The 23,216-nt window shown below is 56.6% G+C and carries 26 protein-coding genes and 1 pseudogene; 24 read left to right on the top strand and 3 right to left on the bottom strand.

All coding sequences use genetic code 11. The annotated features are described in order from the left end of the window. Nucleotides 1-28: 28 nt before the first annotated feature. From EXR70_04320 to EXR70_04220, 21 genes and pseudogenes are all read left to right on the top strand, one after another. Entirely contained in the window at nt 29-391 is a 363-nt protein-coding gene (locus EXR70_04320) for a VOC family protein (GenBank protein ID MSP37696.1), read from the top strand. 36 nt (nt 392-427) lie between these two features. Then, the gene (locus EXR70_04315) at nt 428-1,444 is read left to right on the top strand and encodes an ABC transporter substrate-binding protein (protein MSP37695.1); all 1,017 of its coding nucleotides are present in this window, start codon (nt 428-430) and stop codon (nt 1,442-1,444) included. Nucleotides 1,445-1,604: 160 nt separating this feature from the next. Then, nucleotides 1,605-1,841: a hypothetical protein gene (locus tag EXR70_04310; GenBank protein ID MSP37694.1), complete on the top strand. Its 237-nt coding sequence runs from the start codon at nt 1,605-1,607 to the stop codon at nt 1,839-1,841. Then, nucleotides 1,838-2,254 (top strand): annotated as a pseudogene (locus tag EXR70_04305) (HNH endonuclease). Before EXR70_04310 ends, EXR70_04305 begins: the two are co-directional and overlap by 4 nt. Nucleotides 2,255-2,498: 244 nt before the next feature. Beyond that, nucleotides 2,499-3,032 (top strand): hypothetical protein, encoded by a 534-nt coding sequence (locus tag EXR70_04300; protein ID MSP37693.1) that lies wholly within the window; start codon nt 2,499-2,501, stop codon nt 3,030-3,032. 592 nt (nt 3,033-3,624) lie between these two features. After that, complete coding sequence (locus EXR70_04295) at nt 3,625-4,071, top strand: hypothetical protein (GenBank protein ID MSP37692.1); 447 nt, start codon at nt 3,625-3,627, stop codon at nt 4,069-4,071. A 33-nt stretch (nt 4,072-4,104) separates the two neighbouring features. Then, a complete protein-coding gene (locus tag EXR70_04290; protein MSP37691.1) occupies nt 4,105-5,118 on the top strand; it encodes an extracellular solute-binding protein in 1,014 nt (337 codons plus the stop codon). Between the two features lie 87 nt (nt 5,119-5,205). After that, the gene (locus EXR70_04285; GenBank protein ID MSP37690.1) at nt 5,206-5,571 is read left to right on the top strand and encodes a VOC family protein; all 366 of its coding nucleotides are present in this window, start codon (nt 5,206-5,208) and stop codon (nt 5,569-5,571) included. A 90-nt stretch (nt 5,572-5,661) separates the two neighbouring features. After that, on the top strand, nt 5,662-6,405 hold the full coding sequence (locus EXR70_04280; protein MSP37689.1) for an ABC transporter substrate-binding protein: 744 nt from the start codon (nt 5,662-5,664) through the stop codon (nt 6,403-6,405). Nucleotides 6,406-6,726: 321 nt separating this feature from the next. Then, nucleotides 6,727-7,728 (top strand): ABC transporter substrate-binding protein, encoded by a 1,002-nt coding sequence (locus EXR70_04275; GenBank protein ID MSP37688.1) that lies wholly within the window; start codon nt 6,727-6,729, stop codon nt 7,726-7,728. 13 nt (nt 7,729-7,741) lie between these two features. Beyond that, nucleotides 7,742-8,689 (top strand): ABC transporter substrate-binding protein, encoded by a 948-nt coding sequence (locus EXR70_04270; GenBank protein ID MSP37687.1) that lies wholly within the window; start codon nt 7,742-7,744, stop codon nt 8,687-8,689. 60 nt (nt 8,690-8,749) lie between these two features. Continuing rightward, nucleotides 8,750-9,637 carry an MBL fold metallo-hydrolase gene (locus EXR70_04265; protein MSP37686.1) on the top strand — a complete coding sequence of 296 codons (888 nt, stop codon included), beginning with the start codon at nt 8,750-8,752 and terminating at the stop codon, nt 9,635-9,637. A 237-nt stretch (nt 9,638-9,874) separates the two neighbouring features. After that, on the top strand, nt 9,875-10,897 hold the full coding sequence (locus tag EXR70_04260; GenBank protein MSP37685.1) for an ABC transporter substrate-binding protein: 1,023 nt from the start codon (nt 9,875-9,877) through the stop codon (nt 10,895-10,897). Between the two features lie 55 nt (nt 10,898-10,952). Next, a complete protein-coding gene (locus EXR70_04255) occupies nt 10,953-11,558 on the top strand; it encodes an ABC transporter substrate-binding protein (protein ID MSP37684.1) in 606 nt (201 codons plus the stop codon). Beyond that, on the top strand, nt 11,494-11,940 hold the full coding sequence (locus EXR70_04250; GenBank protein MSP37683.1) for a hypothetical protein: 447 nt from the start codon (nt 11,494-11,496) through the stop codon (nt 11,938-11,940). The genes EXR70_04255 and EXR70_04250 overlap by 65 nt, the downstream gene beginning before the upstream one ends. Nucleotides 11,941-11,967: 27 nt before the next feature. Continuing rightward, nucleotides 11,968-12,984, top strand: coding sequence for an extracellular solute-binding protein (locus EXR70_04245; protein MSP37682.1), 1,017 nt, complete (start codon nt 11,968-11,970; stop codon nt 12,982-12,984). 15 nt (nt 12,985-12,999) lie between these two features. Next, complete coding sequence (locus EXR70_04240; GenBank protein ID MSP37681.1) at nt 13,000-13,377, top strand: hypothetical protein; 378 nt, start codon at nt 13,000-13,002, stop codon at nt 13,375-13,377. A 63-nt stretch (nt 13,378-13,440) separates the two neighbouring features. Further along, nucleotides 13,441-14,481, top strand: coding sequence for an ABC transporter substrate-binding protein (locus tag EXR70_04235; GenBank protein MSP37680.1), 1,041 nt, complete (start codon nt 13,441-13,443; stop codon nt 14,479-14,481). Nucleotides 14,482-14,598: 117 nt separating this feature from the next. Beyond that, nucleotides 14,599-15,645 (top strand): hypothetical protein, encoded by a 1,047-nt coding sequence (locus tag EXR70_04230; GenBank protein ID MSP37679.1) that lies wholly within the window; start codon nt 14,599-14,601, stop codon nt 15,643-15,645. Nucleotides 15,646-15,737: 92 nt separating this feature from the next. Beyond that, nucleotides 15,738-16,397 carry a hypothetical protein gene (locus EXR70_04225; protein ID MSP37678.1) on the top strand — a complete coding sequence of 220 codons (660 nt, stop codon included), beginning with the start codon at nt 15,738-15,740 and terminating at the stop codon, nt 16,395-16,397. After that, nucleotides 16,114-16,749 carry a hypothetical protein gene (locus EXR70_04220; GenBank protein ID MSP37677.1) on the top strand — a complete coding sequence of 212 codons (636 nt, stop codon included), beginning with the start codon at nt 16,114-16,116 and terminating at the stop codon, nt 16,747-16,749. Before EXR70_04225 ends, EXR70_04220 begins: the two co-directional genes overlap by 284 nt. Here the strand turns inward: EXR70_04220 and EXR70_04215 are convergent. Beyond that, nucleotides 16,739-17,023 (bottom strand): hypothetical protein, encoded by a 285-nt coding sequence (locus EXR70_04215; GenBank protein ID MSP37676.1) that lies wholly within the window; start codon nt 17,021-17,023, stop codon nt 16,739-16,741. The two genes, EXR70_04220 and EXR70_04215, sit on opposite strands and share 11 nt — an antisense overlap. Nucleotides 17,024-17,038: 15 nt before the next feature. On the opposite strand from EXR70_04215, the gene EXR70_04210 reads away from it, so the two are divergent. Then, nucleotides 17,039-18,487: a MutL protein gene (locus EXR70_04210; protein MSP37675.1), complete on the top strand. Its 1,449-nt coding sequence runs from the start codon at nt 17,039-17,041 to the stop codon at nt 18,485-18,487. 167 nt (nt 18,488-18,654) lie between these two features. After that, nucleotides 18,655-19,659: an ABC transporter substrate-binding protein gene (locus tag EXR70_04205; protein MSP37674.1), complete on the top strand. Its 1,005-nt coding sequence runs from the start codon at nt 18,655-18,657 to the stop codon at nt 19,657-19,659. 322 nt (nt 19,660-19,981) lie between these two features. On the opposite strand, the gene EXR70_04200 is transcribed toward EXR70_04205, so the two are convergent. Beyond that, nucleotides 19,982-20,857, bottom strand: coding sequence for an LLM class flavin-dependent oxidoreductase (locus tag EXR70_04200; protein MSP37673.1), 876 nt, complete (start codon nt 20,855-20,857; stop codon nt 19,982-19,984). Nucleotides 20,858-20,910: 53 nt separating this feature from the next. On the opposite strand from EXR70_04200, the gene EXR70_04195 reads away from it, so the two are divergent. Beyond that, on the top strand, nt 20,911-21,903 hold the full coding sequence (locus EXR70_04195; protein MSP37672.1) for a phosphate/phosphite/phosphonate ABC transporter substrate-binding protein: 993 nt from the start codon (nt 20,911-20,913) through the stop codon (nt 21,901-21,903). A 48-nt stretch (nt 21,904-21,951) separates the two neighbouring features. On the opposite strand, the gene EXR70_04190 is transcribed toward EXR70_04195, so the two are convergent. Beyond that, nucleotides 21,952-23,085: a hypothetical protein gene (locus tag EXR70_04190; protein MSP37671.1), complete on the bottom strand. Its 1,134-nt coding sequence runs from the start codon at nt 23,083-23,085 to the stop codon at nt 21,952-21,954. Between the last annotated feature and the right edge of the window lie 131 nt (nt 23,086-23,216).

The raw sequence follows: 23,216 nt of genomic DNA, 5'->3' as shown, positions 1-23,216 counted from the left end.
TAACGACCAAAGACAAAAGGAGAATACCATGGCACGCATAGGACATATCGCATTACTGACCAAGGACACTGAGAAACTGGCGGAGTTTTATAAGTCCTCTTTCGGTCTCAACGAGGTCGCGCGCAGCGGCGAGCCGACGGAGAACGGCTCGGCGATTTATCTTTCCGACGGCCATATCAATTTGGCGATCCTGCCGGCGCGCAACCGGCGCGAGGGGATTTTTCACTTCGGCATGCAAGTGGAAGACGTCAAGGGCGCGGTTAGCACCGCCAAAGGCAACGGTGCTACCGGCGGCACGGACAAGCTGCCTAAGGACGGACGCTTCGCCGAAACCTTTATTCTCGATCCGGTGGGCACGCGGGTGGATCTATCGCCGGGCTGGAAAGTTTGACCTAGCTTTGTCCTGGCTCTATAGCGTTCGTTCTCAATGGAGCAAGTTATGCAGTCAAAAAAAATCATCAAGCTCTGTTTGTCATTAGTTCTCGGTCTACTGATCGCGCGGGGCGATCTCTACGCGCAGTCCGCGCTGGAGCGGATCAATGCGATCTATGCGTCGTTGGCCGGCGATCATGCCGCGCTTTACGTCGCGCAGGAGTTGGGCCTGTTCCGTAAATATGGGCTCGATGTGAATCTCAGTTACACTGCGGGCGCAGCGCAGGTGATCCAGACCATGATGGCGGGAGAGAATCAGATCGCGACAGCAGGAGGCAGCGGAGTGGTCGACGCCGATTTCGGCGGCGCGGATCTGGTCGCGGTGGCGGGCATGGTCAACATTCCCGCCTTCTACATTGTAGTTCAACCGGAGATAAAATCGATTCAAGATTTGCGCGGCAAACCGGTAGGCATCACCCGCTTCGGCTCGTCCACTGATTTTACGATGCGCTATATTTTGAAGAAGGCCGGCCTTGAGCCCGACAAAGATGTGCCGCTGTTACAAATGGGTGACCAGCCGGAGCTCGCTGCGGGCATCGAAGCGCGGCGGATCTTTGCCGCGCCGATGACGCCGCCGGCGCTACAAAAGACGCTCAAAGCGGGAGCGAGAATTCAGATTCCGCCGAAAACCATCGGTCTCAGCTTTCCCCACGTCGGCATCGTCGTGCGCAAATCTTATCTCGCCGCGCACCGCCAGATCGTCAAGAATTTCATCGCCGGCTATTCCGAAGGCGTCGCCATGCTGCAAAAGGACATAGAGGGCAGCAAGAAAGCGCTCGCCAAGTTTCTCCACACCGACGACGCCGAAATTCTCGAAGCGAGTTGGCAGTTCGGCGTCGACGTGATCGAACGCATCCCCAATCTCGATCCCGAAATGTTCAAGCTCGTCCTCGAAGACCGCGCCCAAACCCGACCGGAAGCGAAAAAATATAAACCGGAGCAGTTTTTCGACGACAGTGTGGTGAAGGAGCTGGAGAAGGAAGGGTTTTTCAAGAAGATATTTGCGCGGTGAAGGGGGGCCAGCGACGAAAGTAAAAAACAACCGATCGCCCGTGAATGCACGGCAGTCGATATCGATTCGACATCGTCCTGAATAGGGCCGGTCGGTAGGAGAGACATGTTCATTGCGGCCTGGTATGATACCGCAAGACTAAAATCTAGTGGGAGATGACATGTCACAAATGGTCGCTTTTCAGATGGAAGTGCCAGAAGATTTAGCGAAGTTTCGCTTGCCGCCGGCCGTCGACACGCGTCTCCAGTTCTTGCTGGATCGTCAAGACAACGGCGAACGGTTGACTGCCGCCGAACGGAATGAAGCGCAGGGCCTGGTAAATCTCTCCGAGCTACTTACACTTCTCCGCTTGCGGGCTCGGCGCGCAAGCAGCCATCGGCGCGCGAAAAAATCATGAGCAGCGTTCCTGCTTGATTGCGTCACTTGGTTGTGATGCGGGCGGGAGATCGATGCGAATATTGCGGATTGTCGCAGGATAGCCAAGAAGCCACGTTCCATATCGACCACATCTTACCGAAGGCGGCCGGTGGCTCATCCGTCGCTGAAAATTTGGCCCTCGCATGTGTCTCATGTTCATTGCGCAAAGAGGCCCGACGTTCAGCTTTCGACCCACAAAGCGGCCGTAGAGTGGCCTTGTTTCATCCGCGTCGCCAGCGCAGGCACGATCACTTTCGTTGGGCGGGACCGCGTGTTATTGGATTGACTCCCACGGGTAGGGCAACTGTCGCGGCGCTTCGGATGAATCGTCCGTTAATATTGGCAATACGCGCGGAAGAGATTCTACGAGGGAGACATCCACCTGCGAGTTAAGTTCCGGCGAGGAAGGATTTTTGAAGCTCGTTCTCGACCCCGCGCCCAAACCCGACCGGAAGCGAAAAAATATAAACCAGAGCAGTTTTTCGACGATAGTGTGGTGAAGGAGCTGGAGAAAGAAGGGTTCTTCAAGAAGATCTTTGCGCGATGATGTAACGAGTCGTAAAGGACAGATGTCGTGAAATTAGTATTGTGTCCCCGGAATTGTGCAGGCGGAAAGTTTCTAAGGAGTAACCACTAGATGAACAAGCCACTGCATTTGGCGATGGGTATGTTTTGCGTGGTCGCGTGGGTTTTATTGTTTGCGGCGGGGTTGATGGTTCCGTCAATTGCCTACCGCGAGGCGCTGATGAAATCCTTCACGGTTCATAATTTTTTTATGGCGGGGTTGCTGTACACTTACACGAACGTGGTCACGCTTACCTGCTTGGCGGGACTGCTGGGTGGGATTTCCAGTCGGCTCACCTTTCGCGATTATGAACCGCAGGTAGAAGCGGGCGGTGATGGAAATCATCAACTGGTGACGATTTCTATGGCCTACCGGACCGAGAATCCGATCGCCAGTATGTTTAGAAGCTTTGTCGTCTTTCTCCTGTACATTGCCGGCGTTGCCATCGGGACTCCGGGGGAAAAGCTTTTCGAGAGTACGAGCCCCGACCAGTACGCTCGCGTTGCGGGTCTGCTTTCATTGACGGGATTCGCGGTGGGATTCGATCCGACAATGTTCAGTTCGTTGTTGAGCAGTCTGCCGAGTCCGCTGAAGAGAAAGGTGTAGATCAAGTAAGGTGACACGAATCTCTATTCTAGAATACACTTCCGCCCCCACTTGTGTTTCGCGGAGTCTGAAGGAGTGAAAATGAAAAAGATTTTTGCTGCGGCATATTTTAGGACTACATGGTGTCGGCTACTTTGTCTTGCTATCGGGTTAAGTTATTCTCTCACAATTTTGGCTGCGACTCCGCCGGAAAATTACAAAGGACCAGTTGCTGAGTCTCCAATACTACAACGTGGTGACTACTGGGTTTATCAGTTCGGAAATGCCACAACACGAAAAAACACCGCACGCCCCGCTAATATAGAATTTCCCCTTTGGATAGGTAAAACGTGGCGCTACGATGGTGAAAGTTTAAGAATTGGACAGTCGGACCCAAGTAGTAAAGCGCCACGCGTCCCTGTGCGCACGGAATGCGTTGTTACAGCGTTTGGCTGGCACATTCGGAGCCTTTGAGTGCCAATGCTCGTGCGCCGTTATCGCCAACAAAGAGCGGGGCTGTGGTGAGTGGACGTTGTGGTATGCACCGGATGTGAAAAATGTTGTAAGTAGGAAGACCGAGAGTACAGCAACATCCTTCGAGCTACGAGAGTATATGCTCGTCGCTAAAGTTCCGGCTGAGCAGCAGAATACCGACAATGAGAAAAAAAAGATTGGACAAGCGGTCCCGACAGGGACCCCATCGAAACCAGTTCACACGATCCCCGAGGACGGGAGCGAAAACGTCCCGGCTTCACTTACAGAGATCGTCGTTGTTTTCGATCAGCCCATGTCAAATTCCTGGAATTTTGGTTGTTCACCGGCATTTTATCCTAACGCGGTCGCAGGGCGTACCTGCAGTGAAGGCGGCGTTTACTGGCGAGACAATCGCACATTTGTTGTTCCTCTGACTTTGGGGCTTAAACCAAATCAACGGTACTCAATAAGCGTAAACCCGAGTGTAGGTTTGGAAAAATACGATTTGACACGAGCATTTCGCGGACTTGGCCAGCCGAAACCGGTTACTCCACAGCGCTTCTTTTTCACGACGGGACCCTCATAAGGATCTGTATTAGAAATTCTTTGAGGAAGATGCGTGATGAGAAAATGGCAGTTGATGCTGGCCTGGGCGTTTCTACTTGGCTGCGTATGCTTTTCACCTTGGACTTCAGTCGCCGCGGAGTGGAAGGATAAAGCGGAAGCGGAGGGCAGGTTAGTTTTCTATACCACCGCCAACGCTTCGGACAGCAAAGCACTGACCGATAGTTTCAAGAAAATATATCCCAAGGTCGACGTCCAGTTTGAGCGCACGACCGATTCCCAGATGATGGAGAAGATTCTGATCGAATCGCGGGCGGGGAAGCCGCTTTGGGATGTAGTTTCGACGACCGGGTTTTATGGTTATCTACTCAAGAAACGGGGGTTGCTGGCTGCGTACGACTCGCCGGAGCGGAAATTCTTTCGCGATGGTTTCAAAGATCCTCAGGGTTTTTGGACTTCCAACTATACCACCTACGGCGTTTTTGGTTTTAACACTAGGCTTGTCTCCAAGGCGAACATTCCGCGAACGCATGAAGATCTGCTCAAGCCGGCGTGGAAAGGACAAGTCGGCATCGAAAGCCGCGCCTATGAATGGTTCACCGCGACGATCAGCGGGATGGGAAAAGAGAAAGGGTTGAGCTTCATGCGCGCGTTGGCGGCGCAACAGCCCAACCTGCGCGGCGGTCGAACGCTGTTGGCCCAACTGGTTGCCGCCGGCGAGTTCAACGGCACGCTCACTTCGTATATGCACAACTTCGACTCTCTCAAGGCCGGCGGCGCGCCGGTGGAGTGGGTGCCGCTGGCGCCGTCGTTCGCGAATCTCCATCCCGTGGGACTGTCCGCGAAGTCGCCCCATCCGAACGCGGGGAAGCTGTTCATCGATTTCATGCTGTCGCGGCGCGGCCAAGAGGTTGTGCGCGGGCTCAAACGAATTCCCGATCGCAGCGACACTCCGCCCGATCCGCCGACGTTGTTGCAAGGCGTGACGCCGGCGTTTACCGCGCCGGAAATTTACGACGACTTCGATCGCTATATCAAACTCTATCAGGAAATTTTCGGCGTGAAGTGACGCGCGCCGAGAGCCTGTTGAAAATAAATTTCTTGCGGAGTCATCAGTGTCGTTTCTGAACGATTGAACGATTCAAAAGGAGGGATCATGTCGATCAAGCTGAATCACACGATTGTGCCGGCCAAGGACAAAGATGCCGCGGCGAGTTTGTTCGCGAAGATTTTTGGTCTCAACTACGACGGACCTAAGGGACACTTCGCGCCGGTGCGGGTTAACGATGAGCTGACACTCGACTTCGATGACGCCGAGTCGTTCGAACCGCATCACTATGCGTTTCATGTCAGCGACGAAGAATTCGATGCGATCTTTCAGCGTATCCAGGACGCCGGCCTTACATGGGGTAGCGAGCCGCGCAGTCCGACGAATCGCCAGTTGAATACGCGCAAGGGCGGACGCGGCGTTTACTTTCACGGCCCCGACGGCCACTTGCTCGAACTGCTCACGCGCGCGTAGCTTACGAGTTAAAAACTGACCAGCGCATCGCATGCTTGACGCTCGGTTCCGAACTCGCTAGCGTCATTCTATTCAACCGAAGAGAAATGGATGGTCCCGATGATAAATCCTTCCCTCATTTCCGCTCTGGCGCCGACCGGCAAACTGCGCGTCGGCATCAACTCTGGCAACCTCGTGCTCGCGAGCAAAGATCCCGCCAGCGGCGAGCTGCGCGGGGTGGCGGTGGATCTTGGCCGGGAGATCGGCCGGCGCATCGGCGTGGAGGTTGAGCTTGTCGGCTTCGAGGCGGCGGGCAAAATGTTCGACGCGGCCAAAACCGGCGCTTGGGATGTCGCGTTTCTCGCCGTCGATCCGGGACGCGCCGGAGAAATCGACTTCGCGCCGCCTTACATTGAAATCGAAGGCGTGTATCTCGCGCCGGCCGGCTCGGCGCTGCGCGTCAACGCCGACGTCGATCGCGACGGCATTCGGGTCGGCGTGTCGGGCAAGAGCGCTTACGATTTATTCTTGAGCCGCGAGTTGAAAAAAGCGCAGTTGGTGCGGGCGTCGAGCCAGAACAGCGCCATCGACTTGATCACGTCCGGCAAAGTCGACGTGCTCGCCGGCGTGCGCCAACATCTCGAAATGAATCTGCCGAAGGTTCCCGGTGGGCGGATTTTTCCCGAACGCTTCATGGCGATCCAACAATCCCTCGGCATCGTCAAGGGGCGCGGCGATGCGGTGAAATATCTGCGCGAATTTATCGAAGACGTGAAAGCCTCAGGCTTCGTCGCCCAGGCGATCAAGAAAGCCGGCGTCCAAGGCGTGTCGATCGCGCCGTCGGCCGCGAATTAAAAGGCGATCCCCCAATAGTTGCCGATCACCAGCGTCTCGATCGTTTAAAAACGCTTAACCCAGTCAGCGTCACACCGGCGAAGGCCGGTGTCCATCTAGGATTCAAATTCATGGATTCCGGTTTTCACTCGAATGACGGAGTGAAAATTCGTCGATTGTTCTCATCCGTGTGCTAATGGTCGTCGTGCCCATGGAGATCCGTCAGTCGAAGTGCAAATCCAGACGAATATCCTGATCGCCGTCATCAGTCTCTCGACAAAAATGGGTTTGCCTGTGCTATAGGTGAGAAGATAAATCGTTTCACTAATCTCGGGAGATCCCATGAAGATTTGCCAAGTCGCAACTTGCATTACTATTGCCGCGATTTGTTTTGCTTCGCTTTCGTTACAGGCGCAAGAGAAAAAACTCGACAAGCTTCGTGTCGGCGGCGGCTCGGCGTCGGCGGCGCAGATGTCGATTTGGTTCGCCAAGGAAGGAAATTTTTACGAGAAGCACGGACTCAACGTCGAGGTGATCAGCATTCCCGGCAGCTCACTGGCGATCCAAGCGATGCTTTCCGGCGAGCTGCCGATCATTCAAGCCGGCGGCGCCGGGCCGATTCAAGCCGCGCTATCGGGAACCGACACGGTGATTCTTGCGACTATCGTGAAAAAATTTAACTGGTGGATTTACGGCCAGGCGAACATCGCGCGCATGGAGGATTTGAAAGGCAAAGTTTTCGGCGTGACGCGCTTCGGCACCCAGTCCGATCTGGCATCGCGCATCGCGCTACGCAAGGCGGGTCTCGAGCCGGACCGCGACGTGACCATGGTGCAGACCGGCGGGCCGGCGGAAACCGTGACGGCGATGGCCGCGGGCAGGGTCAACGCGGCGGCGATCAGTCCGCCAGCGACGCTGCAAGCCAAGCGCTTGAAGTTGAGAGACTTGATGGATCTGACCGGACTCGACGTCGAGTATCACGTCAACGGCGTGGTGACGACGCGGCGCTATTTAAAAGCCAACGAAGACATCGCCCGGCGCTTTCTGCGCGCTTATATCGAAGGCGCGGTGCGTGGCATGAAAGACCGCGCCTTCGCGATCAAGACCATGGGTAAATATTTTCGCACCGAAGATAAAGAAGTGCTCGACGAAACCTATGAGTTGAGCATCAAGAACGGCTTCACCGTGCCGCCCTATCCGGCGGGGATTCCCGGATTGCTGCAGGATTTAGAAAGAACCACGCCCAAAGCGAAGGGCGCCAAGCCCGAAGATTTTTTCGACAACCGCTTGGTGCGCGAGCTCGATCAGAGCGGCTTCGTGAAATCGCTGTTGGCCGCGAAGTGACTGGCGACTAACGATGTTCCTACTAATTCTCTGGTTTTTGCTGCCGTTAACGTTGGCGGACGCAGCGGATAAAATTCGCTTGGCGGTGCCGGACGTGGGCGGGCAATTTATTACTTTTCCATTGGCGCAAAAGCTCGGTTTGCTCAAACAGGAAGGCATCGATGGCGAGATCGTGCTCATTCGCGGCAACGCGGCGTTGGCCGCGCTGACCAGCGGCGATATCGACTACACGGTGGGCATTCCGCAAGGCATTCGCGGCGCGCTCGCCGGCTTGCCGCTGAAGATCGTCGCTTGTTTCGAGCCGTCGTCGACGTTGCTGCTGTTGAGCCACGCCAGAGTGAAAACGCTTAGCGATCTCGCCGGCAAGACCATCGCTGTGGGCGCGGTCAACGGCGCGCCGACGCGCATCGCCCGGATGATTCTCCAACAAGCCAAGCTCAATCCCGATAAGGAGATCAAATTTCTGTCGGTGGGCGCGGCCCAGGCGCGCTTGGCGTTGATGAAACAAGGATTGGCCGACGGCGCGATGGTGCCGCCGCCCTTCGATGTCGAGGGGAAAAAGCTCGGCTACATAGTGCTCGCGCGCACTCATGAGCTGCTGAGCTTTCCGCAGAGCGGTCTGGCGATTCACGCCAAGCGGCTAAAGGACAAACCGGACGAGATCAAAAGAATGATCAAAGCCGGCATCAAGGCCAACGGTTATATTCGCAGCAATCGCGACGGCACGATCAAGTTTCTCATGGAATGGCAGCGCGCCGGCGCGGAGATCGCCGCGGCGACTTACGACTCGATCTGGCGGGTTTACAACGCCGACGGTGGGATTCCGATGGACGGGCTTGGCTTGGTCGTGCAGGACACCAAGGAATTGCTCGAACTCAAACAAGCTACGCTCGTCAGCGACTTTGTCGATCTGTCCGCGTTACGCGCGGCGCAAACGGAGCTTGGCATCAAATTCAAATAAGTTTGGCGGCCGCATTGGCGTTACTTAAAATTTTCCAGCGTAGAAGTTACGGAGCACAGTATGGCGCAAACCAATGACAATATTTTTCGCGTGACGCTTCTCGGCACCGGCGCGCCGCCGCCGCGCTTGGATCGCTTCGGACCGAGCACGCTGGTGGAAGTCGGCGGGCAAAAATTTATTTTCGACGCCGGCCGAGGCGCCATGCAGCGGCTGCATCAGCTGGCCATTCCGTTCAGCGACATCAACGGATTGTTTCTAACCCACCATCATTCGGATCATGTCGTCGGATTTCCCGATCTCTGGTTGACCGGTTGGATCGGCCGGCCTTGGGGCATGCGCGCTCAGCCGCTGGCGGTTTACGGACCGGTGGGGACGCGGCAGATGATGGAGCATCTGCCGCTGGCGTTTCACGTCGATATTCGCGTGCGCAGTAAAAGTTATCAATCGGATGGGGTGCAGTTGGCGCCGCAGGAAATTTCCGAAGGCGTGGTCTTCGACGGCGATGGCGTCAAGATCAGCGCCTTCGAAGTCGATCACGGCGGCGAGGAATTACCGGCCTTCGGTTACCGTATCGATTACCAAAATCGCGCGGTGGTGTTGTCGGGCGATACCACATTCAATGAAAACTTGATTCGCCATGCCCAAGGCGTCGATCTCTTGGTTCATGAAGTGACGGCGGTGGCCGGCGGCGCCGCGGAAGATCCCAAGCAATTGAAAAGAATCGGCGCCAACCACACGACCCCCGAGCAAGCCGGCGAAGTCTTCGCCCGGACAAAACCGAAACTGGCGGTTTACAATCATTTGCTCTTGTTCGGTAGCGCGACGGCGCAGGACTTGATCCCGGCGACGCGAAAAAGATATGACGGACCGTTGCTGGTCGGCGAAGATTTACTGCAAATCGATATCGGAGCAGAGATTCAGACAAAGCAAGTTTCGGCCAAAGGTTAGTGAAACGAATCGGAGCCGTGTTTGCAGCAACAAAGATAAACCGAATCGTCATACCGGTGAAAGCCGGTATCCAGGTTTTTTGCCGTAGGGCGGGTCGCGACTCGCCCTCGCCTGGATTCCCGTTTTCATGGGAATGACGGAAGGGGAGTCGACTTGGAGCCGAGGGTTGTTCAGTTATTGACGATTTATTATACGTGATACGACTTCGCCCTCACCGATTGACTTGGCCGCACCACGATGGCAAATCGAAACATGCTTGTAGAAAAACTCCACGCTGCGCTATTCGTCGTTCTCGCTTTCTTATTCACAACGTCGCGTCTATTCGCCGCGACCAAGCTCGAACCGGTGACCATCGGCTATTCCACTTTCGCGGGCGCTTTCGCGCCGTTGTGGGTGGCGGTGGAGGAGCACTTGGGCGCTAAGTATGGTTTAGATGTGCGGGCGATTTACGCGGGACGGGTGCGGCCGCAACAATTACTTGCCAGCGGCGATGTGCCGTTCGTTTTGGCCACCGGCACCGGCGCCATGACTTCGCATATCGTCGGCGTCAAAGATCAGGTGATGGTGGCGACCATCACGAATAAAGTAGGCTCGGCAATTTTTTCCCGCCAGAACATCAAGAGCGTCGAAGAGTTGAAAGGCAAACTCGTCGCCACCGGCCGGCCCGGCGCGTTTCAAGATGTCATGACCCGCTATGTGCTGCAGAGCCGGTTCGGCTTGGTGCCGGATCGCGACGTGAAGTTCATGCCCACCGGCGAGCCGGCGCTGGCGATTCAAGTGCTAGAGCGCGGCGTGGTCGACGCGGCGGGGATGTCGGCGCCGTATATGTTCGTCGCGCGCAAGATGGGGTTTCGCGAGATCGCCAACTACGACAATCTTGGCGTGACCTATCCTTACTCGACGGTGACGGTACTGCGGCCGCTCTTGACCAAACAGCCGGAGTTGATCGAGAAAGTTTTGAAGTGTTTGATCGAAGGCACGCACATCATCAAAACCGACAAGCAGAAAGGCATGGCGGTTTTGGCCAAGTATCAGCGCGGCAGCAGCGACGAAATCCTCGACGCGACCTACCAGCACACCGTGGCGACGCTGGACGAAGCGCCGCATCCGACGTTGGCGGTATTTAAAAATGCTCTGGAAATGTTGACGCCGCAATTTCCCCAGGCGAAGCAGGCCGATGTGAGCGCCATGGTCGATGGCTCGTTTATGAAGAAGATTGACGATAGCGGGTTTATTAGGGGGCTTTATAATCGGAAGTAGTCAGTGGTCAGTGGGCAGTTGTCAGAAGTTCGGAGATTTCGCACGAGGTAATGTGATGGATGGGCGAAAGTGTTTTGGTTCGATTTTGCTGTTCGTTCCTGTGTTGCTTGTGGGCTTCGATGCCTTTGGCGCCGCGCGACTCGAACCTTTGACTGTTGGCTATTCGAATATCACGGCGACCTACGCGCCGCTTTGGATCGTGGTCGAGGAGCATGTTGGGCTTAAGTACGGTTTGGATTTGAAGGCGATTTATGCCGGCCGGGTGCGGCCGCAGCAGCAGCTCGCTACCGGCGAGGTGCCCATCGTCATTGCCTCGGGCACCGGCACGATGACTTCTCACATCGTGGGAATCAAGGATCAGGTGTTGGTCGCGACGATCACCAACAAAATTGGCACATCGCTATTCGCCAAGCCGGAAATCAAAAGCGTTGAAGATCTGAAAGGCAAGACCATCGCCACTGGCCGGCCGGCGGCGTTTTTGGATGCCACGGTGAGATATGTTTTGCGCAGCAAGTTCGGACTTATTCCCGACCGGGACGTGAAGTTGCTGCCCACTGGCGAACCTTTTCTCGGCTTGCAAGCGTTGGAACGCGGCGATGTCGATTCCGCACTTGTTCATCGCCCGCAACGCTGGATTTCACGAACTCGCAAGCTTCGATAAACTCGGGGTCGAGTATCCGTACACGAGCGTTGTGGTGTTGCGCCAAACCGTCGCCAGCAATCCCGACTTGGTGGAGAAATTTTTAAAATGTCTGATTGAAGGGATCTCCATCTTCAAGTCCAACAAGGCCAAGACCATGGCGGTGTTTCGGCGCTACATGAAAGGCGCCGACGAAGATATTTTGGAAGAATCTTATCAACAGACGCGCGCCACTATCGACGAGGCGCCCTATCCGTCATTGGCAGTGGTCAAAGCCGGCTTGGACATGCTTTCGCTACAATATCCGCAGGCCAAGCAAACCGATGCGACTTTGATCGTCGAGCCGTCGTTTGTGAAGAAATTGGATGATAGTGGGTTTATCCGAGCGCTTTATAAGAAATAGTCAGTGGTCAGAATTTTGGAGGTTGCCATGCGTGGGATGATTGGCGTGATCGTAAGTGGGCAGATTGCCTTGGCGGCGAGCGCTTACGCGCAGGTTAGCGATCCGAAGATTGTCGAGGCGGCGAAGAAAGAGGGCGGCGAGATCGAAGCTTACGTGACGTTGCGCACGGATACGGCGCAGAACGTTTGGAAGCTGTTCGAAAGCAAATATCCATTTCTCCGGGTCAAGCAGTACAAGGCCGACAGCGATAAGATGTTGCAGCGCTTGATGACCGAGTACCGCGCCAAAAAATATTTAGTCGACGTGCTCAACTTTGGCGGTGGGTTTCATACGCAAGTGTTGATCGAGCAGGGCATCGCCGGTTCTTATCTTTCGCCGGAGAGCAAGAACTTTGCGCCGGCGTTCAAGGACAAGAACGGTTTGTGGACGACGCTCTATTACAATCCGATGACGATCATCTACAACACCAAGTTGATTCCCGCCAGCGAGCGGCCGCGGGATTGGCCCGATCTCGCCCATCCGAAATACAAAGGACGGCTGGCGGTGGAACAGGAGCAAGTAACCTGGTACGCCGGCATGATGAAGCGCTACGGCGCGGAGAAGGGCAAGCAGCTCATGCAAGCGTTGTCGAAGCATGAACCGCGCTCGGAATCTTCAGCCCGCGGCAATGCGTTGCTCGCCGCCGGTGAGTTCGCCGTCTACATCGGCCGCGGCCACGCCGCCGAGATGCTCAAGAAAAAAGGCGCGCCGGTGGACTGGATCAAGAATCCCGATCCGCTGGTGGTGCAGCCGGCGACGTTGCAGATCGCCAAGCGTCCGCCTCATCCCAACTCGGCCAAGCTTTTGATCGACTTCATGCTCTCCGACCAGGTCGCCGAGTTGTTGGCGCGCGAACAGCGGCTACCGGGCCGCAGCAACGTCGCCGGTTTGGACCCGGCGTTCAAAGAGATCAACGCGGAGAAGATCCTGCCGTTGGCGATGGAAGAAGTGCAGGTCAGTTATAAAAAATATCTCGACGAGTTCAGAAATTATTTTGGCAAGTAGAAAGGTGAGCAGACCATGGCCCACGCAGCGGACAATTCAAAGCTCGGCTACATCACCATCGCGACGGTGCATCGGCGCCAAGAAGCGCGGCTGATCGCCGCCAAGCTGGAAGCCGCGAAGATCGAGTGTTTGCTGGTCGACGACCGGGATGCGGCGACTGGCGCACTTGGCACTGGCGAGATCAAAGTTCAGGTGCAGCGGCAAGATGTCGCGCGGGCGTTGCCGTTGCTGCGTGATGGTGGCGACGAAGTTAGCACCAGTGCGCCGATAGAAGCTAAGCCGAAGCATGTGCCGCGCATTACTTTCGCTCTTACCGGTTGGAAGCGAACTGCGCTGGAGGTTGTCACGCTTATTTCCCTCGCCGGGTTGTTGGCGCTGTGGCTTTTTTATTGATATGGACGAGCTCGCGACTGAAATTAACATTCGCTGAAAAATCCAGGGAAGTGAGAAACTAAAATGCTTGATGGAAAACTGCGCATTGCGCCGACTTGTTATCATATGCTGCATCAAGTGCCGGTGCGGACGGCACATGAGATGAACTTTTTTTACGACGAAGGTTTGAAGAACGACAGCGGCTCCCATGCCTATGAGCTGCTCACCGATTCCATGGTGCCGTTCGGTTTGGAAAAGCTCGGCATCTCCCAGGCGATGAAAGAAAAGTCGGTGGACATCGCCTTGGACGTGCAGTCGCGCACGGTGTTCTATCAGCGCGCGCGCGGCGCCGATCTCTACATCATCGCCGGCTGGCGCAACCAACATACCAACGTCTGGGTGGCGCCGCCGCATATCAAGTCGCTGGCGGAACTCAAAGGCAAGCGCGTCGGCATCAGCGACTACAACAGCATTCGCCACTGGGCGATTCAGATTCAGTTGGTCAAAGCCGGGTTGAATCTAGAGAAGGATGTCGAGTGGGTGCGCCTCGGCGTGGCCTCCCAACTGCATGTCGAAGCGATCCGCAGCGGCCGGGTCGAATGCGCGCCGGTGCCGCCGTGGTACGCCGAAGATTTGCTCAAAGAAGGCTGCAACATTTTGGTCTCGCCGGCGGATCAATATCCCGACGGCCGTCCCGAACGGATCATCGCGGCGACTGGGAAAATCCTCGAAGAGCGGCCGGATATGGTCAAAGCCTTTCTCAAAGGCATGATCCGTTCCTACTGGTTCGTGCGCGACATGCCGAGGAACTACGAGTACATCAACCGGCTCGAAAAGCGCTTGCGCTTGTCGAGCCCGGACCCAGAGGAGCGCGCCAACCCCCATGCCCGCAGCCTGCGCGATTTGGAAGCGATGCCGTTTCCACTCAACGGCCGCGCCACTGGCTTCGCAGACATGCTCAAAGAGGAAGAGCGGTTGGGCGAGCTTAACTATAACGTCCCCGCGATCAAGGACGTTGTCGCGCAGGATCTGGTCGACGAAGCGTTTAAAGAGCTGCGCGGCCGCAAAGAATTAGACGAAGAGTTTCAGCGCCTCAAAACCGTTGAGACGCGCTGGGGATATTAGGCCGAGCTGCGCTCGGCATCTCAGATTTCAAATTGCAGATTCCAAATTCCAGATTTGGCGATCGTTGATTTGTTCCCTCGCCCACGAAGTGGGAGAGGGTTAGGGTGAGGGCGGAATTTGCAAACGACAGCAAGAATTACACTTAAGATTTTTGTCTGCGTGTTTTTCTTCGGCCTGCTCGCGGCTTCACCGCTGCGCGCGCAACCAGCCAAAAGTTTTTACGCCGGCAAGACGATCACCCTGTTCGCCGGCTCTTCGCCGGGGGGCGGGACCGATCAGACCGTGCGGCTGCTCGCGCGCCATCTGGAAAGGTATATTCCCGGCAAGCCGTCGATTCTCGTCGTCAACAAGCCCGGCGCCGGCGGACTGATCGCCGTTAACGAACTTTATAATTTGCGCAAACCGGACGGTTTGACGATGAGCAACATCAACACCGGCGCGATCTTCGCCGTGGCCGGACACAACGATGCCATCAAGTTCGATCTGGAGAAATTTATTTACATCGGCCAGGCGCTCGACGAAGCGCAGACGGTTTACGTTAGATCCGCGACGCCGTACGCGAGCTTGGAGCTGATCAAAAAAGCCAACAAGGAAGGCAAGCAGCCGCGCATGGGCGCGCAGTCCCTTGACCACACCAGCAACTTTGTCGTCAAGGTGGTGGAGCAGATTCTCGGTCTGGATTTTCGCGTGATCCCAGGATATCCGGGCACGCCGGAAATCTTGCTCGACATCGAACGCGGCGCGCTCGACGGCCGCGCCCAAGGAACCGGTTCGCTCATGGCGACCAAACGGGAATGGCTTAAGAGCGGCTATATCACGCCGCTGGTGACGTCGAGAAAAGTCCGCGACCCGCGAGTGCCGGGAGTGCCGAGTATAGCCGAGCTTGCGCCGGCGGGCAGTAAAGGTTTGCTGAGCGCGCTCGCCGCGGCGCAGAACATCGGCCGAGCGATAGCGCTGCCGCCCGGAGTGCCGGCGGATCGGGTGAAAGAGCTGCGCGACGCCTTCGCGGCGATGACCAAGGACGAGCAGTTTTTAAAAGAAGCCGACAAGCTCGGCCTGGAGATCGGCTTGATCCGCGGCGCGGACTTGAACCGCGACGTCGAAACCACGCTGCGCGACAAACGCATCATGGATCTGTACCGCATGATCGCGTCGGCGAAATGAAATGAAGAAGGCATCAGGCAATAGGCAATAGGCAACAGTAAGACTTTCGGATTTTTCTTTGTGAAGCGATCGTGGGTCGTAAGAAGTGAAGAATGAAAAGTTGTGGAGATAAAATGAATAGAAGAACCGCCATCCGGCTGCTGACAACTTTCTTTCTGACGACTGCTTCTCTCGCCGAGGCGCAGCAGTCGGGGAAAATCTTTCGCATCGGTTTGCTGGATCCAAGCACTGCTTCTAGTAGCGCAGGGCTCTTGGAGGTGTTCCGGCAGGAGCTGCGCAAGCTCGGCTGGATCGAGGGAAAGAATCTCACCATTGAGTACCGATATGCCGAGCAAAAGAATGAGCGCCTGCGTGAGCTTGCGGCGGAGCTGGTTCGACTTAAGCTTGATTTGATTTTGGTCGCATCGGGACCGTCGGCGTTAGCGGCCAAGAGCGTCACGACTACCATTCCCATCGTGATGGCGAACGTTGCGGACCCCGTGGGTGCAGGTTTGGTTGCCAGCCTGGCGCGGCCGGGGGGGCAATGTCACCGGTTTCTCGAATTTATCGCCCGAGCTAAATACCAAAAGGCTAGAGATACTCAAGGACGCAGTCCCCAAGCTCAGCCGAGTTGGGCTTCTGCGGCCGCTGGGAACCAGCATAATAACAGACCTCCAGCTAAAAGAGCTCAGGCCTGCGGCTTTGTTTCTGAAGCTAAAATTGGAGGAGATCGCGACTCAAGTCGACGCCAAAGGTTTAGAGAGCGCCTTTAAAACCGCCAAGCAGAAGCAGGTGGGCGCGATTATGACGACCGGCGCTCGCAACTTTTTCGCGGAAAGAAAGCGGATCGTCGAGCTTGCCGTCAAATACCGGTTGCCGGCTATTTACTTCCAGAAGGAGTTTGTCGATGAGGGCGGTCTTATGTCCTACGGGGCGGACTTCGATGACCTGTTCCGCAAGGCAGCCCACTACGTAGACAGAATCCTCAAGGGAACGAAACCTGCCGAGTTGCCTGTACAGCAGGCGATGAGGTTTGAATTCATCATTAACCTGCAGGCAGCGAAACAAATTGGAATCACGCTTCCATACGAACTGCTGGCGCGGGCGAATCAAGTTAGAAAGTGAGGTCAGTGAATGTTTCTATCGGGAAAGGTCCGTCATACCGTTGGAGAACGGTATCCATCTGAAGGGGATGGGGATGGACCCCGGTTTTCACCGGGGTGACGGTAAAGTGGGCATCCAGGTTTTTTCTGTAGGGGCGGACCTGCGTGTCCGCCCTCGCCTGGATTCCCGCGTTCGGGGGAATGACGGAAAGGGTAGTCAACTTCCATTCGACATTGTTCGAATCCCGCGGCTTCGAGCCGAGGATTTTTTTAATTTTACATTTTTTATTTTTCATTGATCCGATTCTCCCATGAACCCACTCGCCATCCTCATCGATTTCGGCAGCACGTTTACCAAGGTCACGGCTGTCGATTTGACTCGGGCGCAAGTCATTGGCCGGAGCCAATCGCCTTCGACGGTGTCGACCGACGTGCGCGAAGGGTTGCTGCGCGCGCTGACGTTGCTGCACGAAAAGCATTCTATATTCGACGCGCAGCCGAAAGATTTGTCGATGCTCGCCGGCAATAAAGTTTTGGCTTCGAGCAGCGCGGCGGGAGGTTTGCGCATTGCGGTTGTCGGCAACGTTCCCGGCTTGACCGTCGAAGCGGCGAATCAAGCGGCGCTCGGCGCCGGCGCCAAGATCGTCGGCTCCACCGCGTTCAAGCTCAGCGATGACAAGATTAAAGAGATCGAAGCGCTTCGCCCCGACATGATCCTGCTGACCGGTGGCGTCGACGGCGGCGATAGCGAAACTATTTTGCACAACGCTCGTCTGTTGGCGCGCTCAATGCTTTCGGTGTCGATTGTCGTCGCGGGCAATTCAGCCGTCACCGACCAAGTTGCCGCTGAATTGAAACAACATGGCAAAGAAGCGATCGTCGTCGATAACGTCATGCCCAAAGCGGGCAAGCTGGCGGTGGAAGCGGCGCGCGAAGCGATTCGGGAAATTTTTATGGCCCGGATCACCCACGCGAAGGGGCTCGACGCGTTGACCGGCATGGTGCCGGTGGTTTTGCCGACGCCGATGGCGGTGCTGCAAGGAGTGCGCATCGGCGCCGACGGCACGGGCGAGGAAAAAGGCTGGGGCGACATGTTGGTCGTCGACGTCGGCGGCGCGACCACTGACGTTCATTCCATCGGCTACGGTCAGCCGCAGGGTGAAAACGTCATCGCTCAAGGATTGGCTGAGTCCTATGCGAAACGAACCGTCGAAGGCGATCTGGGAATTCGTTTCAACGCCGCGACAATTGTTGGGCGCGTCGGCTTGGACAAACTGCTCGACGATTTGCGCGATGGATTTCCCGATGCCGTCGTCGAGCGCGAACAGCTAAACGACTACATCGAACAGATCACCCAAGAGACCGGCACGGTGCCGCTGGAAAAGTGGCACATCGCCGCGGACGCGGTGCTGGCCAATAACGCCGTCACCATCGCCGTCGAGCGCCACGTCGGCCGGCGCGAGCGCGTGGTCGCGCGCGAAGGCGAGGCGTGGGTGCATTATGGCAAAGACATGCGCGACACGCGCACGTTAATCGGCATCGGCGGCGTCTTCGTGCACAATCCCCACGCCGGTTACATCCTAGCCCAGCGCTCGGACGCCGATCGGCACGGCGTGCAAGCGCTACGGCCGCGCGATCCGCAATTATTTTTGGATTCGTCTTACTTACTTTACGCCGTTGGGCTTTTGTCGGAGACGATGCCGCAGGTGGCGTTGCAATTATTCAAGCGCTATATCGCGCCGGTGGCGACGCGAACATAGATGAATGACCCTCGGCGGTATTCAGGCGGGTGCGGAATTCGTCGACCAGCAGTTGCTCTTCATTCCGCCATTCCGGCGCAGGCCGGAATCCAAGTTTTTGCGGGTGAAGCGAATGCCAAGATGGATGCCGGCCTCCGCCGGCATGACGAATTAACTGGCGGTGAGCGATGATGCTTGGAATCATTCTCTGTCTTGTAGCTGTCCTTGGCTGGTATTCGACTTTCGTCGCGAGCGCCGTCGCGGCAACGCAATTGGATCCTGTCACAGTCGGCTACGCTTCCTTCTCCGGCCATTACACGCCGATGTGGATCGCCGTGGAGGACGGCCTCGGCAAGAAATACGGCATCGATCTCAAAGCGGTTTACGCCGGCCGAATGCGGCCGCAGCAGTTGCTGATGAGCGGCGATGTGCCGATCGTCATCGCCACCGGCAGCGGCGCGCTGACTTCGCACATCGTCGGCGCCAAGGATCAAGTGATCGTCGCCAACTTCATGAACAAAGTCGGCGGCGCGATCTATTCAAAGCCGGAGATCAAAAGTCCTGAAGATTTGCGCGGCAAGACCATCGGCGTCGGCCGCGCCGGTTCGATCTCCGATTCGATCATCAGATATGTTTTGCGCGCGAAGCTGGGACTGGTTCCCGACCGCGACGTAAAGCTTTTGGTCGTCGGCGAACCCGCGCTCGGTTTGCAAACCTTGGAGCGCGGCATCGTCGACGCCGCGCCGCTTAACATGCCGCTCAATTTGAGCGCCAAGAAGTTGGGTTTTCGCGAGCTGGTCAATTACGAAAAGCTCGGCATCACGTATCCGTCTAACACGGTTACGACGTTGCGCCAGACAGTCGTGAAAAATCCTGAGCTGATCGAGCGTTTCCTGAAAACTCTGATCGAAGGACTGTATATTTTTAAAACTCAGAAAGAGAAGAGCCTGGCGGTCATGCGCAAGAACCTGCGCGGCGCGGCCGACGAGATTCTTGAAGAGACCTATCAGAACACGCTCGCTGAGATGGAGCTGGTGCCGACGCCTTTGCTGTCAGTGATCCGCAGCGGTTTGGATATTCTTTCGTTGCAGTATCCGCAAGCCAAGCAGACCGATGCCAATGCAATCTTCGACGCGTCGTTCGTGCGGCGCATTGAGCAAAGCGGTTTTTTCTCGGGGCTGAGTAGGCGGTGATGCTGATTGGCCGCAAAGGACGCAAGAAAAGACATCGGATGATTTCCCGCAAAGGCGCAAAGGCGCGAACGATCGGGAAAGCCGTCATTTCGACCGAAGGGAGAAATATTTCTGAGATCCCTCGCCTCCACTCGGGATGACGGGCCTTGCCCGTCACTTGGCGTCTTTGCGCCCCTTCGACTTTGCTCAGGACATGCTTTGCGAGAGAAAAATCTGAACTTGAAAATCCAGGAGGGCAAGGCGCGCCTTGCCCCTACAGCAATCTCGATCGGGGATGGATACCGGCCTGCGCCGGTATGACGGATTAAAAACCCACCGCAGTTCAAACGATTTTCGCCGCGACTTCGGCGAGGCGGTCCATTTGGTCGAGATCTTCGGCGCAGGGGCGGAGAATAAATTCGTCGACGCCCATGTCGGCTTGGCGCTGGATCGCTTCGATCAACTTTTCGTCAGTGGTCGGCAGCGCGCTGAGTCTGCGCTTTGCGAGCTCGGGATTGTAGCCGTAGTTGGCGTTGATATAGCGCGCCGCGTGATCGTTGGCGTTGGGTCCCAGCGCGAAGTAGCTGGCGCCGACCCAGCGCGGCTGGCCTTGGCGTTGGTTTTCTTTCCACGCTTGTTGAATATCCCGCCACATTTTCGCCATCGCTTCCGGTTCGCCGCCGCCCGGCGCCATGTAGCCGTCGCCCCACTTGCCGATACGCTGGGCGATGGCCGGCACGTAGCCGCCGATAAGTAGTTCGGGTCCGCTGGGATGAACTGCCGGTGGGCCGATGGGTCCGGTTTCCTCGGATAACTTTTCGCCCGCCCAGAGCCGGCGCAGCAGCGCGAATTGATCTTCCGACAAACGGCCGCGGCGATGAAAATTATTTCCGCTGGCGAGATAGTCGTTCTTACGCACGCCGATGCCGACGCCCAACGTCAGTCGGCCGGCGGACAGCGTGTCAATGGTCGCGGCTTGGCGCGCCAGCAAGGTCGTTTCGCGCGTCGGACCGATGACCACGCTGGTCATCAGCCGAATTCTTTTTGTCGCGCCCGCGGCCATGGCCAGCACCGACAACGGTTCGAGAGCTTGCGATACGACGCGATCGGTGACCACCAAACTGGAGAACGGACCTTGCTCGGCGCGGGTGGCCCATTCGAGCATCAACGCGCCCGAGGCGTTAGCGATGCGGCTAGGTAATCCAAGTGCGATGCGCATGAGACCTCCGTAATTCTATTCTTGCCAAGTTTCCAGCAATCTTGTAGAGCCTAATGACTATGAACATCTCTACGAGAAATCCCTCGATGGCGTCAAGAACTTTGCGCTACTTTGGAAAAGTAGTCGGCTGGCGGCTGTTGTTCACCATGACATTGTCGGTCGCGTTCGGTTGGCGCAGTGACGCCCACGCGCAGAACGGCAATCAGGCGGCGGTGAAAACGCTCAATTTGGGATTGGTGTCGGAAATCAACCGTACGGCCATCGAAGAACATTTTCGCGATTTAGTAACGTATGTGGCGCGCAAGCTGGCGCCGGGTTCGAACCTCGAAGCCAAGGTGGTGGTCGCACCGACGCCCTTTGAGCTGGTCAAGCTTCTGGAACAAAAGCGCGTCGACTTCTACATGGAGAGCGTCTATCCGACCTACACGATCAACTACGTGCACGACGCCGGCAAGACGCTGCTGCGCCGTTGGAAGGGCGGCCTCGCGGAGTATCAAAGTTTGATTTTTGTCCGACAGGACAGCGGCATCAGAAGGATCGACGACCTGCGCGGCAAACCCATCGCCTTCGAAGATCCCGGTTCGACTTCGGGTTATCTGATGGCGAAGTTTTTTCTCCAGCGGCGCGGCCTCAAGCTCGCCGAGAAAAAAGAGTTCGACGCCAATGCCTCACCGGCGCAGCTACATTATTTTTTCGCCCATTCGCAGGAAAAATTGTTCGACGCGGTGATGACCAAGCGGGCCGACGCCGGTGCCTTCAGTGATGACGATTACGCGCACTTGGGTGCGAAGGAGAAGGCCGACATTAATATTTTGGGCCAGACCGAAAAATTTCCGCGCCATTTGGTTTCGGTGCGCGCCGATCTCGCCATCGCGACCGCAAGTCGCTTGGAAACGATCTTGCTCGGCATGGCCGAAGATGAAGAAGGCCGGCGCATTCTAAGTAAAACCGATCAAACCACCAAGTTCGACCGCCTCCCCGGCGGCGACGCGGCGCTGCGCAAACGGCTGCTGGAAAGTTTTTATTCGACGGAGATCAATCTATAGCGCCCAATGTTTTGCCGCGGTCGGTGAAGTAAGTAGCTAGCGCCGGGCTTATCCCAGCGCGCCGATCTCGGCCATGCTGGCGTCGAAGGTGATGCGCTCGTTTTGCTCCGGTTGGCGCAGAATCCAGAACGGATCTTTGCCCTGCTGTACGGCTTCGATGGATTCCTTGATCAAGTTGCGCAGAAGAATCACTCCTTCATCCGACGCGCCAAGATGTTCTTTGCTGCGATCGTAGATCGGCCCTTGGCTTTCTTGGGCGACGCGGTCTTGGTCGTGGGAGGCGACACCCCACCAACCGTCGTCGACGCGGGTGTAAACGCCGGGCTTGTCGTCTTCGAAGCCGATGGTTTTAAGCACCAGCGGTTTGCCGCGATCCTCGCCCGTGTAGGGCGTAAAGCGCAGCCAGTAGGTCGCCGTCATGGTGTCATCGGTGGGCACGCGAAAGCGAATCGCGTGGTCGGGAATCCGTCCTTTGCGCGCGGTGGTGTGGCGCGTGTGCGACGGAAAGACCCAATGCGAATGTTTCGGTTTCGACACTCCGGGCACGTGCATGGTGATCTTGGCGCCGTAGGCGGTTTTTTCCCAGCCGATCTCCGGCCGCTTGAGCGCCATATGCGGATACTCGGGGGCGTGCAGCGCGACTAGATGAGTTTGATCGACGGAATTTTCTGCGCGCTGCAGCCAGTTGCAATATTCCGTGCCGGCGCCGATAACGCGCTCGCCATTTTCTTCGAGCAGCAAATCGTAACGCGGCATCAGCGGCTCGGGATCGGGGCCGATGTAAGCGAAGATGAAGCCGCCGAGCTCTTGGACTTTGTACGCGGGATGTTGGATGCGCTCTTTGAAAGTGCTGTCCGCCGGTTCCGCCGGCTGCTCCAGACATTTGCCTTTCACATCGTAGAGCCAGCCGTGGTAGCAGCAGCGGATGCCGTTCTCTTCCACCCGTCCAAATTCAAGAGAGGTGCCGCGATGGGAGCAATGCAGATCGACCATGCCGAGAGTTCCCGCGCCGTCGCGGAACAGCACGAAGTCTTCGCCGAGCAAGCGCGCGCGCACCGGACTGCCTTTGGTTTTGACATGTTCGGAAAAACCCACCGGCCACCAATAACGGCGCATCATTTGTCCGGCCGGCGTGCCGGGACCGACGTGGGTGATCAGTTGGTTTTCTTCTTTGGACAACATGGTTTTCGCTCCTGGTTTAGTTCGTTTGAATCAGTGTCCAGTGTTTTGCGCTGCTCAGGTGTAAAGGCCCCTCGATACGGACCTTCGGTCCTACTCGGGGAATCGGATTCAAGTCGACCGATTTCCCGAGT

The organism is Deltaproteobacteria bacterium (assembly GCA_009692615.1).
In the GTDB taxonomy this organism is placed as follows: domain Bacteria; phylum Desulfobacterota; class Binatia; order UBA9968; family UBA9968; genus DP-20.
Note: the sequence above shows the minus strand (reverse complement) of the source record. Positions and strands in the feature narration are given on the sequence as shown.

Coding starts and splice junctions, on each gene's coding strand:
- EXR70_04320 (MSP37696.1), top strand. CDS start 29: ATGGCACGCATAGGACATATCGCATTACTGACCAAGGACACTGAGAAA.
- EXR70_04315 (MSP37695.1), top strand. CDS start 428: ATGGAGCAAGTTATGCAGTCAAAAAAAATCATCAAGCTCTGTTTGTCA.
- EXR70_04310 (MSP37694.1), top strand. CDS start 1,605: ATGTCACAAATGGTCGCTTTTCAGATGGAAGTGCCAGAAGATTTAGCG.
- EXR70_04300 (MSP37693.1), top strand. CDS start 2,499: ATGAACAAGCCACTGCATTTGGCGATGGGTATGTTTTGCGTGGTCGCG.
- EXR70_04295 (MSP37692.1), top strand. CDS start 3,625: ATGCTCGTCGCTAAAGTTCCGGCTGAGCAGCAGAATACCGACAATGAG.
- EXR70_04285 (MSP37690.1), top strand. CDS start 5,206: ATGTCGATCAAGCTGAATCACACGATTGTGCCGGCCAAGGACAAAGAT.
- EXR70_04280 (MSP37689.1), top strand. CDS start 5,662: ATGGTCCCGATGATAAATCCTTCCCTCATTTCCGCTCTGGCGCCGACC.
- EXR70_04275 (MSP37688.1), top strand. CDS start 6,727: ATGAAGATTTGCCAAGTCGCAACTTGCATTACTATTGCCGCGATTTGT.
- EXR70_04270 (MSP37687.1), top strand. CDS start 7,742: ATGTTCCTACTAATTCTCTGGTTTTTGCTGCCGTTAACGTTGGCGGAC.
- EXR70_04265 (MSP37686.1), top strand. CDS start 8,750: ATGGCGCAAACCAATGACAATATTTTTCGCGTGACGCTTCTCGGCACC.
- EXR70_04260 (MSP37685.1), top strand. CDS start 9,875: ATGGCAAATCGAAACATGCTTGTAGAAAAACTCCACGCTGCGCTATTC.
- EXR70_04255 (MSP37684.1), top strand. CDS start 10,953: ATGGATGGGCGAAAGTGTTTTGGTTCGATTTTGCTGTTCGTTCCTGTG.
- EXR70_04250 (MSP37683.1), top strand. CDS start 11,494: ATGTCGATTCCGCACTTGTTCATCGCCCGCAACGCTGGATTTCACGAA.
- EXR70_04245 (MSP37682.1), top strand. CDS start 11,968: ATGCGTGGGATGATTGGCGTGATCGTAAGTGGGCAGATTGCCTTGGCG.
- EXR70_04240 (MSP37681.1), top strand. CDS start 13,000: ATGGCCCACGCAGCGGACAATTCAAAGCTCGGCTACATCACCATCGCG.
- EXR70_04235 (MSP37680.1), top strand. CDS start 13,441: ATGCTTGATGGAAAACTGCGCATTGCGCCGACTTGTTATCATATGCTG.
- EXR70_04225 (MSP37678.1), top strand. CDS start 15,738: ATGAAAAGTTGTGGAGATAAAATGAATAGAAGAACCGCCATCCGGCTG.
- EXR70_04215 (MSP37676.1), bottom strand. CDS start 17,023: ATGAAAAATAAAAAATGTAAAATTAAAAAAATCCTCGGCTCGAAGCCG.
- EXR70_04210 (MSP37675.1), top strand. CDS start 17,039: ATGAACCCACTCGCCATCCTCATCGATTTCGGCAGCACGTTTACCAAG.
- EXR70_04205 (MSP37674.1), top strand. CDS start 18,655: ATGATGCTTGGAATCATTCTCTGTCTTGTAGCTGTCCTTGGCTGGTAT.
- EXR70_04200 (MSP37673.1), bottom strand. CDS start 20,857: ATGCGCATCGCACTTGGATTACCTAGCCGCATCGCTAACGCCTCGGGC.
- EXR70_04195 (MSP37672.1), top strand. CDS start 20,911: ATGACTATGAACATCTCTACGAGAAATCCCTCGATGGCGTCAAGAACT.
- EXR70_04190 (MSP37671.1), bottom strand. CDS start 23,085: ATGTTGTCCAAAGAAGAAAACCAACTGATCACCCACGTCGGTCCCGGC.